The 15,920-nt window shown below is 41.6% G+C and carries 15 protein-coding genes; 8 read left to right on the forward strand and 7 right to left on the reverse strand.

All coding sequences use genetic code 11. From position 1 onward, the window contains the following. Window positions 1–13: 13 nt before the first annotated feature. Window positions 14–1,555 (reverse strand): threonine ammonia-lyase, biosynthetic, encoded by a 1,542-nt coding sequence (gene ilvA / locus CRO21_RS09810; protein ID WP_097079127.1) that lies wholly within the window; start codon window positions 1,553–1,555, stop codon window positions 14–16. Window positions 1,556–1,674: 119 nt separating this feature from the next. Between ilvA and rpiA the strand changes: the two genes are divergently transcribed. Beyond that, a complete protein-coding gene (rpiA, locus tag CRO21_RS09815) occupies window positions 1,675–2,346 on the forward strand; it encodes a ribose-5-phosphate isomerase RpiA (protein ID WP_097079128.1) in 672 nt (223 codons plus the stop codon). Between the two features lie 3 nt (window positions 2,347–2,349). Continuing rightward, window positions 2,350–3,039 (forward strand): M48 family metallopeptidase, encoded by a 690-nt coding sequence (locus tag CRO21_RS09820; RefSeq protein ID WP_097079129.1) that lies wholly within the window; start codon window positions 2,350–2,352, stop codon window positions 3,037–3,039. A 60-nt stretch (window positions 3,040–3,099) separates the two neighbouring features. Here the strand turns inward: CRO21_RS09820 and CRO21_RS09825 are convergent, their stop codons facing one another. Then, window positions 3,100–4,599: a hypothetical protein gene (locus CRO21_RS09825; RefSeq protein ID WP_097079130.1), complete on the reverse strand. Its 1,500-nt coding sequence runs from the start codon at window positions 4,597–4,599 to the stop codon at window positions 3,100–3,102. Window positions 4,600–4,789: 190 nt separating this feature from the next. On the opposite strand from CRO21_RS09825, the gene argC reads away from it, so the two are divergent. From argC to CRO21_RS09860, 6 genes are all read left to right on the forward strand, one after another. Continuing rightward, the gene (argC, locus tag CRO21_RS09830; protein WP_097079131.1) at window positions 4,790–5,839 is read left to right on the forward strand and encodes an N-acetyl-gamma-glutamyl-phosphate reductase; all 1,050 of its coding nucleotides are present in this window, start codon (window positions 4,790–4,792) and stop codon (window positions 5,837–5,839) included. 97 nt (window positions 5,840–5,936) lie between these two features. Further along, complete coding sequence (locus CRO21_RS09835) at window positions 5,937–6,692, forward strand: DUF6776 family protein (protein ID WP_097079132.1); 756 nt, start codon at window positions 5,937–5,939, stop codon at window positions 6,690–6,692. A 13-nt stretch (window positions 6,693–6,705) separates the two neighbouring features. After that, a complete protein-coding gene (gene clpS / locus CRO21_RS09840) occupies window positions 6,706–7,161 on the forward strand; it encodes an ATP-dependent Clp protease adapter ClpS (RefSeq protein ID WP_097079133.1) in 456 nt (151 codons plus the stop codon). Between the two features lie 10 nt (window positions 7,162–7,171). After that, window positions 7,172–9,445 carry an ATP-dependent Clp protease ATP-binding subunit ClpA gene (clpA, locus tag CRO21_RS09845; protein WP_097079134.1) on the forward strand — a complete coding sequence of 758 codons (2,274 nt, stop codon included), beginning with the start codon at window positions 7,172–7,174 and terminating at the stop codon, window positions 9,443–9,445. Window positions 9,446–9,448: 3 nt separating this feature from the next. Continuing rightward, window positions 9,449–9,796 carry a YnfA family protein gene (locus tag CRO21_RS09850; protein ID WP_097079135.1) on the forward strand — a complete coding sequence of 116 codons (348 nt, stop codon included), beginning with the start codon at window positions 9,449–9,451 and terminating at the stop codon, window positions 9,794–9,796. 467 nt (window positions 9,797–10,263) lie between these two features. After that, window positions 10,264–10,671, forward strand: a complete 408-nt coding sequence (locus CRO21_RS09860) for a VOC family protein (protein WP_097079136.1) — start codon at window positions 10,264–10,266, stop codon at window positions 10,669–10,671. Window positions 10,672–10,719: 48 nt separating this feature from the next. Here the strand turns inward: CRO21_RS09860 and argF are convergent, their stop codons facing one another. The 5 genes from argF to glnL form a co-directional block, all read right to left on the reverse strand. Continuing rightward, window positions 10,720–11,646: an ornithine carbamoyltransferase gene (gene argF, locus CRO21_RS09865; protein WP_097079137.1), complete on the reverse strand. Its 927-nt coding sequence runs from the start codon at window positions 11,644–11,646 to the stop codon at window positions 10,720–10,722. 103 nt (window positions 11,647–11,749) lie between these two features. Beyond that, window positions 11,750–12,397, reverse strand: coding sequence for a TetR/AcrR family transcriptional regulator (locus tag CRO21_RS09870; protein ID WP_097079138.1), 648 nt, complete (start codon window positions 12,395–12,397; stop codon window positions 11,750–11,752). Window positions 12,398–12,506: 109 nt separating this feature from the next. After that, window positions 12,507–13,127 (reverse strand): aminotransferase, encoded by a 621-nt coding sequence (locus CRO21_RS09875; RefSeq protein WP_097079139.1) that lies wholly within the window; start codon window positions 13,125–13,127, stop codon window positions 12,507–12,509. Between the two features lie 120 nt (window positions 13,128–13,247). Then, window positions 13,248–14,729: a nitrogen regulation protein NR(I) gene (gene glnG / locus CRO21_RS09880; protein ID WP_097079140.1), complete on the reverse strand. Its 1,482-nt coding sequence runs from the start codon at window positions 14,727–14,729 to the stop codon at window positions 13,248–13,250. Further along, the gene (gene glnL, locus CRO21_RS09885) at window positions 14,726–15,832 is read right to left on the reverse strand and encodes a nitrogen regulation protein NR(II) (RefSeq protein WP_097079141.1); all 1,107 of its coding nucleotides are present in this window, start codon (window positions 15,830–15,832) and stop codon (window positions 14,726–14,728) included. The genes glnG and glnL overlap by 4 nt, the downstream gene beginning before the upstream one ends. Window positions 15,833–15,920: the final 88 nt, after the last annotated feature.

The raw sequence follows: 15,920 nt of genomic DNA on the forward strand, positions 1-15,920 counted from the left end.
TTCATCCTACAATTTATTTTAAGAAGCGTTTATAGCCTTCGTTTTGACTAATTTCCACAAATGGATAATTAATTTGCTGTAGCGTATCAATTAACGGATCTGTGCCATTGCTGCTTTTGACGCCCGATTCCAGTCCCATCAATACACGACCTTCTGCTGCACCATGATTGCGATAGTGGAACAGGCTGATATTATGATCCGGGCCCAGACGTTCAAGGAAGGTCAACAAGGCACCGGGACGTTCCGGAAATTCGACACGGAACAGGCGTTCATCATTAAGATGTCCATGACCACCAATTAAATAACGAATATGCAGTTTTGCCACTTCATCATCAGATAAATCGGACACATCATAATTTTGCTGTAAGCGGGCAAAAATATCCTGCCGTTCCTGTTCACCACCTTTTAGACTAATGCCGACAAAAACCTGTGCGTCATTACTGCCATTATAGCGATAATTAAATTCGGTAATATTACGACCCTGCAATGCCCTGCAAAATTGCAGGAATGCGCCTTGTTGTTCCGGCATGGACACTGCAAAAATGGCTTCCTTGTGTTCGCCCAGTTCGGTACGTTCGGCAATATAACGCAAACGGTCAAAATTCATGTTGGCACCACAGACAATCGACACCATGTTTTTATCGTGCAGTTTATGCTGTGCCACATATTTCTTAATACCTGCCAGTGCCATGGCACCCGATGGTTCGACAATGCTACGATTCTCATCAAAGGTATCCTTGATGGCAGCACAGATTTCATCGGTGTTAACAGTGACTACATCGGGTTCGACGATTGGTCCGGAATTATCAGATTTAGGTAAACGAATCACTTCAAACGGTAATTCACCGATTTGTGCAACTGCTGTACCATCGGCAAATAAACCGACCGAAGGCAACACCACACGTTCGCCACTTTCCAGCGCTGCTTTTAAACAGGCCGATTCATCATATTCCACGGCAACCACTTTGACATGCGGTGCCACTTCACCCAGATAAGCTGCAACCCCTGAAATCAGACCACCACCGCCTACCGCAACAAAGACATAGTCAACATCGCGCCACTGCCGAAGGATTTCATTGGCAATGGTGCCTTGTCCTGCAATCACCAGTTCGTCATCATAAGGTGGAATAAAGACCAGACCTTCATCTTTGGCACGTTGCTGGGCATAGCGATTGGAAACATCAAAACTATCACCATGTAACACCACTGTGCCGCCCAGACGTTTTACCGCTTCGATTTTGATATCCGGTGTGGTACTTGGCATCACGATGATTGCCGGCACCCCCAGTTTTTGTCCGGACAGGGCAACACCTTGCGCATGATTGCCTGCCGAAGCACAAATTACACCCCGTTGTAATTGATCTTTTGGCACTTGGCTAATACGGTTGTAGGCACCGCGTAATTTAAACGAAAAAACCGGTTGTAAATCTTCTCGCTTAAAACGAATGTTATTATTTAAGCGTTGACTAATTTTTGGTGCTGCTTCGAGAGGGGATTCTATTGCGACATCATAGACAGTGGCTTGTAAAATTTGTCTAACCCAACGAGACAACATGACATTCTTCCATTTTTAACAGTAAAATATGCGCCATTGTAGCAAAACAAATCAGCATCCGTTGCATTTTGCATGATTTAAATCATCGATCACCAGAGCCTAATACAGAGATTAGCACTATGAGTTTATATCCTTCTCAGGACGCCAAAAAACAAGCCGCTGCCGAAGCTGCCATTCAGCATCTACCTAAGGGCGGAATTTTGGGTGTAGGAACAGGCAGTACAGTAAATTTTTTGATTGATTTATTGCCTCAGTTGCAACTTGAAGCTGCTGTTGCCAGTTCCAAAGCAACCGAAGATCGTCTAAAAAAACTGGGCATTGAAGTGGTTGAATTAAACCATGTGGGTAATCTGGATGCCTATGTGGATGGTGCCGATGAAATTGACCGTCATTTGCATATGATTAAAGGTGGCGGTGCAGCGTTGACACGGGAAAAGATTGTAGCATCGGTGGCCAAAGAATTTATCTGTATTGTTGATGATTCAAAATGGGTGACGCAGCTGGGGCGTGATTTTCCGTTACCGATTGAAGTGATTCCGATGGCACGTTCGGCAGTTGCCCGTAAACTGGTGTCTTTGGGTGGTGACCCTGCCTATCGCGAAGGGGTGGTGACAGATAACGGCAATGTTATTCTTGATGTATTTAATTTAAATATTCTGAATCCGCTGGAACTGGAACAAACCATTAATAATATTCCCGGTGTGGTCACCAATGGAATTTTTGCACTACGTCCTGCCAATCTTGCCATTGTGGCAACCGATCAAGGCATTGACGTGCGTTCTGCTCAATAATACATGATTATTGATGCCGATTTACCGGAAATTGCAGTGGTTAAGCATGCTCGGGCCAAGCGTTTAAAACTTGCCGTATCGCCAAAAGGCATACGGCTGACTATTCCGCCATTGACCACACAGCGACAAATTCATTTTTTTGTTGCACAAAGTAAGGACTGGCTCAAACAAACTTGGGCGAAATATCAGTTACAAGCTGTTTCGGTACAACAAACGGCTTTACCCGATCAAATTCACTTATGTTATCTGGATCAGGTGATTGATGTATCTTATCAACCGATCAGCAAAGCCTATCAATATCAAGCGAAAAGCCAGCAGTTAATTGTGAATGAAGCCTGTGCAGAACAGGCTTTAACTCAGTTTATTATCCGACAAGCCGAGCAGATTTTGCCCGGTCAACTATTAAATTATGCTGAACAACACCGTTTAACTGTGAATAAGGTTCGTATTGCCAGACCTACTACACGCTGGGGCAGTTGTAGTCATGATCAGTGTATTATGCTGCATGCAGGTTTATTGTTAATGTCTAAGCAGGATGCAGATTATGTGTTATTGCATGAGTTAGCACATACCAAGCATATGCATCATCAGGCCGATTTTTGGTTTTTTTTGGAACACCTTTATCCGCATGCCAAAGCAGGGCAAAAACGGGTGAAAGCATTCCGATTGCCGGCATGGTGGCAATCGAAATAAGAGAGACTTACATGTCCGCATATGCTGTGGTATGTAGATACGGCACTTTGCAAGATGACGTTATGTACAACTCATTTCAGTGGTGCTTAATTCGGTTGGATAAAACCCATCTGCATTTCCGGTTTTGGCAGAAATAATGTGTACATTTTTAATTTCAAGCTGCATGAAATAGGGTGGCCTGTTCTCACCGGCACCAATATTTAAAATATAATGTTGTGATGCTTGATCAAGGCGCAATAAATTATCGGAAATATCTCGGTTGATACTGGCGTTATACACCTGATTATTCTGGGTTAGGCGGACATTGCCATTGGGGAACATTTCAATTTTACAGGAACCGACCTGATGGGTTCCGATTAAATAATCAATTGCTGAAATTTCATTACCAGTGTCATCTGCATTCAATCCCTGTTTACATGGATAGGCGCTGATGCCTTGACATTTTTCATCGCTGGAAAAGCCGAATGCACGATGATAATCGCCTGCACCATTCCAGCGTACAGTGTTCGCTGTATCGACTGTATAGCCCGTACTATAATAAGAAAAGTTTTGTAATGCTTTTAAACCTTCGGAATTGATAATGCTTTGAAAGTTGGTATTTGCATAATCGAGTGTTGCAGTTTTTAGTGCGTTACCAAAACTTTCCCGAGTCGTTTTTTGCGTTTCACCAATGCCCAATAAAGTATTTAATGCGGGGTCAGTATTTTTAGGCGCAGTGATCAGTGGCGAAAAATCGGTGTTATCGCCCGTAAATGTCCGTCCATCTAGCGATCCATCACGAAGATCTGTGCCTAGACTTTGCGCCAGTTCCAGATAGGTATTTTGACTCTCGGGATATTGCTTGAACCAGTAATTCAATAATCCCAATCCAGTGAAAATATTGATGTAATTGCGTGAGGACATTGTACTATATTGCACCAGCCGGATGCTTTGATCGGTATTGAATAATGGGAATTGTGTTGCATCAAATGCACCATTTAAGCTGGCATTTACTTCGGAACGGGCTTTGCTTAGATGCTTTGCTTCAATCAGGGTTAAATCTGCATGGCTAGGATCAAGATTACCAGCACGAACCAGCGTGCGTTGATAAATGGCTTCAGAGAACGGACTAAGGGTTATATCAATCGTACTCCCTTGAATCATCGCAATGGCATTGATTTCACCATGGAAGGGAACCAATCGTTTTAAAATCGGGTCGAACATGGTGCTATGATCCAGTCCTGTGAGTTTGACGGATAGCAGCTTATTACTATAATTTTTGACTGACAGATTATCAACCAAGGCATCAAAGTCGGAGAAATTCTGATTGTCATATAATGGGGTACTATCGCCCACCACCTGAATATGCAAATGTGCATTTTTAACCTGCATCGGCATTCTGACAGAGATTTTAAACACACTTTCCGGTGTTGTGGTCCCAGGTTGTGTATTGTCATCACTGATACGTGTGGTACCAGAAGATCCTCCACCACATGCGATCAAACCACTACATAGCAGTATTAAAACTGATTTAGAGCATAAACCTGTAGACACAGATTGTTTTGTTTTTATCGAAGGCATCCCGCACTCCATGTATTATTTCGGTAATATTCCATTACCCTGATGTATTGTTATTCCGGGGTGGAAATAGCAACAGCTGTTGACATTAAAAAGTAAAAATAATTGCACGTCTAGTAAAATACATCGTTTTGTTTAAATCAACATCCTGTCATACTGTAGCATATGCTTTTTGGACGAGAAGGAAAAGATTGTGGTTGAAGTCGGTATTGTCGGTGGCACTGGTTATACAGGAATAGAACTGATTCGTTTGTTGTTACAACATCCCGAGGCTCACCTCAAGTTGCTTACCTCTCGAACAGAAGCAGGCCTGAAAGTTTCTGATATGTTCCCGAGTTTACGCGGTGTATTGGATCTGGCGTTTAGTCCGCTGGATATCGAACAACTAAAAACCTGCCATGTGGTATTTTTTGCCACACCGCATGGCGTTGCCATGAAATATGCCCAAGAATTGGTCGATGCAGGTGTGAAAGTCATTGATCTGGCAGCAGATTTTCGTTTACAGAATCTGGATAAGTTTCGTCATTGGTACGGCATTGAACATAGTTGTCCGGAATTATTAAAAAAATCCGTTTATGGATTGTCAGAACTGAATCGTGAAAAAATTAAACATGCCGATGTCATTGGTAATCCGGGATGTTATCCGACCACTGTGCAATTGGGTCTGGCGCCACTGTTAAAAGCTGGTCAGGATTTGATTGAATATGGCAATATTATTGTCGATGCCAAGTCTGGTGTATCTGGCGCAGGGCGTAAAGCCAGCATGTCGATGATCTATACCGAAAACACCGATAACTTTAAAGCGTATGCTGTGGGCGGCCATCGTCATCATCCCGAAATCGTTGAAGCATTGGAAAATATTTCCGGTAAAAAAGGTGCGTTTGATGGTTTGACTTTTGTACCGCATTTGGTGCCGATGATTCGTGGTATGCTCAGTACCATTTATGTCAATCTTACCGCAGCCGGTCAGGAAACAGATTTACAACAATTATTTGAACAATTCTATCAAAATGAAGCATTTGTTGATGTGATGCCTGAGGATAGCCAGCCGGAAACACGCAGTGTACGCGGTGCAAATTATTTGCGCATTGCCTTGTATCAACCTTTGCCAAATCGTTTGGTCATCGTGGTTGCACAGGATAATCTGGTTAAAGGTGCTTCAGGTCAGGCGATTCAAAATATGAATATTATGTTTGGCTTAAATGAATCTTTGGGTTTAAATCATATCGGGCTTTTACCTTAAAGCCTCTTTTTTTGATAACATTCATTCGCCATAATATGATTATCGTAACGTATAATCGTTTACGGATTTAAAAATATTTTAGGACATATGCGTTCTCATGAAGAATACCGAACAGTCAGAGCAAATCCCTGTGCTAGAGCAGCGCTCGAAACAGTCTTTTGTAAAAAGTAACTATCCGTTGGTCATTGCTGCCGTTTTACTGGCTGGCGGCGGACTTGGGCTAGGGTATGCGGTAGGGCATAAACAAGGCTTAACTGTGGTAGGTTTTGATGCGGATGCAGAAGAGTTATCGGAAATTGTCAATAAACAAAAAAAATCGCTTGATGCAGTGAGTGTGGCTTTAAATACTGCAACTCAGGAGCGAGATGTTGCCATTGGCAATGCCAAAGAACTCAATGTTGCCTTAAATACGGCAAAACAGGATAAACGGCAGGCAGAGTCCTTAAGCGCAACCTATCGTGAAAAGCTGCGTGAACGCGGCGGTTTAAGTTTATCCATTCAGAATCTGGCAATACGTCCATTACCAAGTAATGCCTATGAATATGTGCTGGATCTGGTACAGGTTAGTCCAAATCGTCGTCGTGCGGCAGGTAAAGTGGAAATCCGTCTGGTGCAAAACAGTGAAATATTGACTGTACCACTGGACAGTGCCAATTATAATTTTGATGATTTTGAGCGATTGACAGGACGCTGGACCATGCCAAGTGGTTTTACACCGCAATATATCGAAGTGCATTTAAGCGGTGCAGGTAATCCGGTGATTCAACGCTTTGCATGGCAAAGAGGCAAGGATATGATCGAATCACCTGCTTTTCTTTCTGAAATTCCACAAGCTGAAGCAAATGCAAAATAGAAGTTAGAAATTTATGTATTATTCATGGTTAAAGCAATTTAGTAAATTAAAGCCCGAAGCTTTAGAACATATAAGACAAAATTTTATTGCCTCCGGCGTGGTCGACTGGCATATTCAAAACACGGCTGTATCTGTACAACCTATTGAATTACAAGAACAAGATGATGATGGTGAGCATGGCGTTGATGTCATGCTTGCACCGCCAGAAGTTAAAAAACCGCCCCAATATGCGGTTGTGTTACTCAATGACGATTACACACCGATGGATTTTGTTATTGAAATTTTACAACAATATTTTGCATTAGACCTTGACCGAGCCACCCAAGTAATGCTAACTGTACATCATGAAGGTAAAGGTATTGCTGGCTTATATCCACGCGATATTGCCGAAACAAAAGCAAACCAAGTCAATAATTACGCTCGATCACAAGGACATCCTTTGCTCTGTCAGATTGAGCCACAAGAATAGAGGTTACAGCATGCTCAGTCGTCATTTAGAGGTATCATTACGTTTGGCTGTTAGCATGGCCCGCCAAAAACGTCATGAGTTTCTAACTGTTGAACATTTACTTTTGGCTTTGTTGGATAATGATTCTGCGGTAAATGCCCTAAAAGCATGCGGCGGAGACATTGTTGCGCTACGTAAAGAATTAGAAGAATATATCGACTTACATACGCCAAAACTCCCAGAAAACAGTGAACAGGCTCCCCATCCGACAGAAAGTTTTGATCGTATTTTGCAAAGATCAATTTTCCATGTGCAATCCAGTGGTGGTGATCGTGCGGTTGAGGGTGCTGATGTCCTTGTGGCCATGTATTCTGAAAGAGATTCATTTGCGGTTTATTTGTTAAAACGTCAGCAAATTAACCGCTTAAACCTGACCCAATATCTTTCTCATGGTGCGCATAAAGAAGATGCACCAATAGAAGAGCAGGAAGACACCGAACAGGATAGCAGTGCAAGTTCAGGTAATGCGGGTCCCCTTGAACTCTACACAGTTAACCTGAATCAGGAAGCACAAGCCGGAAAAACAGATCCGTTGATTGGCCGCCAGAAAGAAATTGAACGTACTGCACAAATCTTGTGTCGTCGTCGTAAAAATAATCCTTTGCTGGTCGGTGATCCCGGGGTCGGGAAAACCTCGATTGCAGAAGGTTTGGCATGGCTGATTGTTAAGGGACAAGCACCAAAACCACTGGCTGATGCAGAAATTTACAGTCTGGATATCGGAGCACTGGTTGCCGGTACCAAATACCGTGGTGATTTTGAAAAACGCCTGAAACAGCTGTTAAATGCTTTAAAGAAAAAAACACATGCCATTTTATTTATTGATGAAATTCATATGATTATTGGTGCAGGCTCTTCTATGGGCAGCACCATGGATGCATCAAACCTGATTAAACCAGCATTGGCAAATGGGTCCTTACGTTGTATTGGTTCAACAACATTTCAGGAATATCGTCAGGTTTTTGAAAAGGATCACGCCTTATCAAGACGATTCCAGAAAGTTGACGTGGTTGAGCCGACCATTTCAGAAGCGATTGATATTTTAAAAGGTTTGAAATCTAAGTTTGAAGAGTTTCATAATGTTAAATACGACGACGCTGCATTAACAGCTGCGGTTGAATTGTCGGTAAAATATATTCATGAACGTTTCTTACCGGATAAAGCCATTGATGTGATTGATGAAGCGGGTGCACAACAACGCTTGCATGCCAATGGTGAAACCAAACAAATTGGTGTAACCGAAATTGAAGAAGTGGTTGCCAAAATTGCACGGATTCCGCCAAAAACTGTTTCTAAAGATGATAAATCTGTACTTGAGCATCTAGAACGTGATTTAAAACGTGTGGTGTTTGGGCAAGATGAAGCAATTACTGCCTTGGCTTCAGCCATTAAACTCTCCCGTGCAGGCTTAAAATCTCCGGACAAACCGATTGGTAGTTTTATTTTTGCTGGTCCGACTGGTGTCGGTAAAACCGAAGTTACTCGCCAATTGGCAAAAGTGCTTGGCGTAGAGCTGGTGCGTTTTGATATGTCGGAGTACATGGAGCGCCATGCAGTTTCACGTTTGATTGGTGCACCTCCGGGCTATGTTGGTTTTGATCAGGGTGGTTTATTAACGGATGCCATCAACAAAACACCGCATTGTGTGTTATTGCTGGATGAAATTGAAAAAGCCCATCCGGAAGTGTTTAATCTATTATTGCAAGTCATGGATCATGGCACCCTGACCGATAATAATGGCCGTAAATCTGACTTTAGAAATGTTATTTTAGTCATGACTACCAATATCGGTGCAGAAAGTATTTCTAGAGCCAGTATAGGCTTTACTGAGCAAGACAATAGTCTGGATAATACTGATGCCATGAAACGTGCATTTACACCAGAATTCCGCAATCGTCTGGATGGCGTGATTCAATTCAAACCATTGCAAACACAGGTGATTGATTCTGTGGTAGATAAATTCCTGACCGAGTTACAAGCGCAACTGGATGATAAAAAAGTGGTGCTTGAAGTGGATCAGGATGCTCGTGAATGGTTGGCAGAAAAAGGTTATGATCGTTTGATGGGCGCGCGTCCAATGCAACGTCTGATTCAGGATCAACTGAAAAAACCATTGGCCGAGATGATCTTGTTTGGTGATCTGGTGAATGGCGGAACAGTCAGCGTGTCGCTGCAACCTAAAGACAGTGATCATGACGGTTTAAAACTTACGGTGATTGAAGAACATCGTACAGAACCTGTTTAAGATATGGATCTAAGCAGATTATTGATTACATTCTTTTTATTTGTTTGTACGGCAGTAGCAGAGATTTTGGGTTGTTATCTGCCGTATCTGATTTTACGAGAAAATAAATCAGCATGGCTTTGGTTACCCACGATGATTAGCCTTGCGCTGTTTGTTTGGTTGCTTAGTTTGCACCCCACTGCAACAGGGCGCGTTTATGCAGCATATGGTGGGATTTATATCAGTGTGGCATTGATCTGGCTACGTTATGTCGATCATGTGTCTTTAACTTGGTGGGATTTGGCTGGCGGGGCAGTGGTTTTATGCGGTGCAGCCATTATTATTCTACAGCCGCATGCTTTTATACGTTAAGTTTAACCTGATTAATCTTTTTAACGTATTTTCTCAATACTATTCTAAACATTAAAATTGTTCTAAATTTTTTTTTTAAGTTTTGCAATATCCTTTGATGGTGGCAGGCCAAAAGAGCGTGCATATTCTCGACTAAACTGATGAGAACTTCTATAACCTACCTCAAAAGCAACAGTTTTCACACTCCCTTTTTTGTATCCCATCTTGAGCTTTTTGAATAAAGCAGAATTAGGCAAATTTAAAAGAGAAAGTAGAGTGTAATATAAGTTATTTCAGTTGAAAATATTTTTATGGCGAAGTAGTGGATTGTGAGGATTTTTGCCACATTATGATGTGGTGCAATCGCTGGCTGTCATTAATTTAGATGCTCAAAAAGTAATGTTGTTCGAGAAATAACATTCACTGATAGTGAAATTTATTTAATTCATCAAGATGAACTATCTACAAGATTTACAGGAAAAATTTAAATGCTCGATCATATTTTTTTAACAGTAAGTGATTTGACACGTTCAATTGTTTTGTATGAAGCTGTTTTACCTACACTGGGTATTTCTGTACGCCACGATTATGATGGTAAAGATGGTCCTATAGGACATCCGGATTTAAAAGGCTTTGGAAGCAATGGACGAATATTTTTTTGGCTTAAGCAAGGTATGCCACATCCAGATGCAATTCATGTAGGGTTTATTGCACATAATCAGGCAGAGGTTGATGCTGCTTATGATGTTGCAATTACCTATGGTGCGAAACCGAATGAAGTGGCTGGAGGAAAGCCTGGGGCGCGGTTGCATTATGATCCACGCTATTATGCTGCCAATGTTTTGGACCCAGATGGTTACAGTTTGGAGTTTGTCTATAAAGACTGGCAGCATTGAAGTATAGACCAACCACTGCATAGAGAGGACTAAGCAGTGGTAAGGCTATTAGATTAAAACTCTATTTTTGACTTGGTTCAATAAAAACTCAACCAGTGCTTTTTGGGCATGCAAACGGTTTTCTGCTTCATCCCAGACCACAGCATTTGGATGGTCTAACATGGTTTCAGAAATTTCTTCACCACGATGTGCCGGTAAACAGTGCATAAATAAGCAATCTTTATGTGCCAGAGACATCAGCTTTTCATTGACTTGATAGTTGGCAAAAGCTTTTTCTCGTAGTTTTTGTTCTTCTTCTTGTCCCATGCTCGCCCAGACATCTGTGACGATCAAATCGGCATTGGCTGCGGCATCTTCCGGTGTGTCAACTAATTCTACACAATGTGCAAATTCGCTTAAGAATTTTTCATTTGGTGTATAGCCTGCTGGTGAGGAAATTTTAAGCTGAAAACCCAGCATATGCGCAGCTTCCATATAGGAATTACACATATTGTTGCCATCACCAATCCAGGCCACTGTTTTGCCTTCAATACTGCCACGATGTTCAATATAGGTTTGCATATCGGCAAGTAGCTGACATGGATGGTGATCATCAGTTAAACCGTTAATCACAGGGACAGAAGAATACGCTGCAAATTTTTCGACAATGTCGTGTCCAAAGGTACGGATCATCACAATATCCAGCATACGGGAGATGACCCGAGCTGAATCTTCAATCGGTTCTCCACGACCTAATTGCGTATCTCGTGGAGAAAGAAAGATGGCATCCCCCCCAAACTGGCTCATTCCTGCTTCAAATGAAATACGTGTTCGGGTGCTTGATTTTTCAAAAATCATGCCCATGACTTTACCGACAAAAGGCTGATAAATTTCGCCTTTGTGCTGTAAACGCTTCAGTTCGGTTGCTCGTGCAAGAAGTTGTTTGAGTTCGAATTGGGTAAGATCACGTAAGGTTAAGAAGTGACGCAGAGCCATAGCTACTCCACAAAATTGTTGTTAACAAACAATTAAGTTTGAGAGGGTTGATGAAAAAAAGAATCGAATAGTTTATAGGCTTTTAAAGGTCAATTGCAAATATTTATTGAATTTTTTCTGGTTTTTGATGTCCTTCGATAAAACGATCTACGACATAATGGATGTGGTCCTTGATGTTTATATCCAGATTTGAGATGGGTAGGTTAACCATAGTACGCCAGTGTATATCATGAAAGAAACCGAGAAAATATACAGCCGAATCAAGTGGACGAGTACAATAGATTTGGCCACATTCATGTGCTTGCTGTAACAAATCTGCAAGCAACTGGTGGGCACGTCTTGGACCAAAACTATAGAGTTGCTGTGCAAGGTCTTGATCATTTTGGGCAATTAATAAAATTAAGCGGCCAAAAGCAGTGCTTTTGTCGTCTGAGAAAATACTATATAAATCAAATAATAATTCGGATAGGTTCTGGCGAATATCGATGGAATCACGTTGGCAGGCCAGTTCAATCTGATGGGTGAATTTATTACATCTTTCCTGACAAATCGCAATGAAAAGACCTTTTTTACTGCCAAAATACTTATATATGGTAGCTTTCGAACCACCTGCATGTTCAACAATCTGATCTAAACTAACTTTTTCATAGCCATAGCGTAGAAATAAATCTGTAGCAACTTCAAACAATAATGAACACCGATCAGCGCCGCGTTGTGTACAGGGTAATTGTTTGATCGCACTAGATTTCATAGATGAGTATTCAAGCCTTTGCAGTATTTAATTGATTTTAACATAGTTAAAAAAGCTCTTATAGAAGATATCTGTTAAACCATATTCTCAATGACGGGTAAGCTATATGCTATTTTGTTTTAGGACTCAACAGAATTGGATCTTCCATGTTATAACCGCTTTCAAACGGAATACCGAGATATTCTATCGTGACTAAAATTTTATTTTGTCTTGGAATCCGAAAAGCCTTTTTGATTTTGAGTTCTGGTTTATAGCTAATGGCTTTTTGTGGCTGACTTTGATAACTTGAATCATGAACATGATATTCGTAATGGTATTCTATCGCCTCTTCATTGGGATCGTGCCAGCTTGGAATAGACTCTTGTTGCTGTTGATTAATTTGAACAGAAAATACTTTTGGATTGAGTGGATAAAGTGAGCTTAAGCGACGTTTGATTTTATGTAATTCTTTATTAAAAGCAACGTCATTATTATCGTAATCGGCTTTGCCTGTTTTAGGGTCGATATAAATTGATGTAACCTCAATCAGTTTATCGTTTTGTTTGCTGCGCAAGTCAAAATAATAGAGCTGTGGTAAACGAGCACGACCATCTTCATAATGTCTTAATACATAAACTTTTTGATCCTGAGTGTCATAACCTAGAAGTTCGATATGTTGCTCGCCACCTACAGTCGCAAACGCAGACAATGGACTCAGCAATAAAATACAAGGTAACAAAAAGCGATGCATTATAAACTAATCCTTATATAAGTAGACTAATCATACGATACATCGCTTAAAAGTGCATCTGTCAAATAAAAGACCGTTCTGCTAGACAGAAAAAATTTACAATTTTAGCGCTGCCAAAATTTATTCTTCCTCATCATCACTGGAATCCATGCCAAGTTCTTTGAGTTTACGGGTTAGGGTATTACGGCCCCAGCCTAGTAATTCCGCAGCATGGCGTTTACGGCCTTTGGTTTGAAATAAGGCTGCTTCGATCAGTGTACGTTCAAAAATCGGGGTGGCAATGTCCAGAATTTTCATTTCGCCACTTTGTAGCTTGGTCATGACCCATTCTCTTAATAGTTCATCCCAGGCAAAGTTACTGATGTTTTCACTATGAACGGGTAGGGCATTGGCCGTACTATATGAAGGCGTTGAAGTTTTACTTTCAACCGGAATTTGTTTTAATTCCGCGGGTAAATCATCCGGATATACTTCACGACCGGTGATCATGACGGTCAGCCAGCGACAGGTGTTTTCCAGTTGACGAACATTGCCGGGCCATGGCAATTGTTGCAGGTATTCAACCGTTTCGGATTTTAAAATTTTCGGACTGACCGCCAATTCTTTTGCGGCTCGAACCAAAAAGTGTTGCGCCAGCATGGGAATATCTTCACTACGATGCGCTAATTTCGGAATATGAATACGAATCACATTCAAGCGATGATATAAATCTTCACGGAATTTACCCGCCTGTACCAGTTTTTCCAGATCCTGATGTGTTGCAGCGACAATACGCACATTAACTTTGACTGGGATATGTCCCCCTACCCGATAGAATTCACCATCGGCCAAAACACGTAATAAGCGGGTTTGAGTTTCAAATGGCATATCGCCAATTTCATCCAAAAACAGCGTACCACCATTGGCTTGTTCAAAACGACCCTGACGTTGCGTGTTGGCGCCAGTAAATGCCCCTTTTTCATGACCAAATAATTCTGTTTCGATCAAATCCTTCGGGATTGCAGCCATGTTTAATGCGATAAAAGGCTTGCTACTACGTGGTGAATGGCGATGAAGTGCATGTGCCACTAGTTCTTTACCGGTACCTGACTCACCATTGATCAATACCGTAATATGTGATTGTGATAAACGCCCAATGGCACGAAATACTTCCTGCATTGCAGGCGATTCGCCAATAATTTCAGTAGAGGGCAAAGCAATACTGGCTTTGGTGCTTTCCTGTTGTTGCAATTTGGTGATGTGCAATATGGCACGATTGACCAATGCTAAAGCTTCATCAATATCAAAAGGTTTAGGCAAGTATTCAAATGCACCAGTTTGATAACTTGAAACCGCAGATTCAAGATCAGAATGTGCAGTCATGATGATGACAGGTAAATCCGGATAGCTACTTTTGACCTTGGACAGAAAATTTAAACCGTCCATGCCGGGCATGCGGATGTCGGTTAAAATCACATCCGGTTGATTGCTGGGGAGTAAATCCAACGCGCTTTGTGCTTCTTCAAAGCTGGTCACATCGAAGCCTTCTTCTTTAAAAGTTTTTTCTAGGACCCAACGCATGGCACGATCATCATCAATTACCCAAATTTTATTCCGTGTCATGATTTGCTCTCCCAAGGTAAATATAAACTAAAAACGGTACGCCCAACTTCGGAATGACACTCGATCATCCCCTGATGCTGGCGCATAATATTTTGTGCAATGCTAAGTCCTAGTCCAGTACCTTTTGCGCGTCCCGTCACCATTGGATAGAAAACAGATTCCACAATTTCTGGTGGAATACCAGGACCATTGTCTTCAATATCGACACGAATCGCACTGCGATGATGTACACCCTGAATGGTGACAAGACGTTGAATTCGGGTACGGAAAATCAGTTGCGGTTTATGCTCAACAAAGAACTCTTTGTTCTCTGTCATTGCCTGTACTGCATTGACACTAATATTTAAAATCACTTGAATGAGTTGATCGCGGTCAGCAATAACATCTGGCAAGGACAGATCATAATCACGCTGTACTGGAATTTTATTTTTGGTTTGGCTCAGTACCAGAGAGCGCACTCGTTCTAGCGGTTCATGGATATTGACTGCTTCATAACTGGGCAATTGTCTGGAACCCAGCATGGTGTCGGCCAGATTTCTCAGCCGATCAACTTCATTAATAATAATTTCAGTATATTCGCTGATATGTGGATCTTTGACATTGCGGGCCAGCAATTGTGTTGCACCACGAATCCCGCCTAATGGATTTTTAATCTCATGGGCGACACCTCGAATCAGTTGCCGTGCAACCAAGTGTTGCTGATCCTGTAATTCTTCTTTGGAAATCCGTAATAGCCGATCAATCGGCTGAAATTCGATCAGCAGTAAAGGACTTAATTGTTGGGTTGGCAAGGGGGTTAATAGAGAAACAGTATAATCGACATAACGGTCTTTTAAACCAATATTGAGTAAAGCCTCACGATGGGTATAAGGTTGACCTGTTTGTAGGGTCTTATTTAATGCCTGCTCCAATGTGATGCTACTGTCGGATAACTCAATAAATTGTGTCACGGATTGCTTATGAACTCGCAGGAAACTCATTTCAAATAACGTTTCACAGGAAGAATTCATATAATAGACAGTTAGGTCTGGGTGTACCAACAACACAGCTGTCGTTAAATGATCAACGATGGTTTTGTAGTCTATATTGGTGCGCACATCCATAAGTTATCGATTCCGAGAGTTAAAATAGCGCATAAATCAAACAACACCTTAAATGCTTATCATGAGACTGTAACTTGGAAGCAAAAAA

Source organism: Acinetobacter puyangensis (assembly GCF_900096995.1).
Lineage (GTDB): Bacteria > Pseudomonadota > Gammaproteobacteria > Pseudomonadales > Moraxellaceae > Acinetobacter > Acinetobacter puyangensis.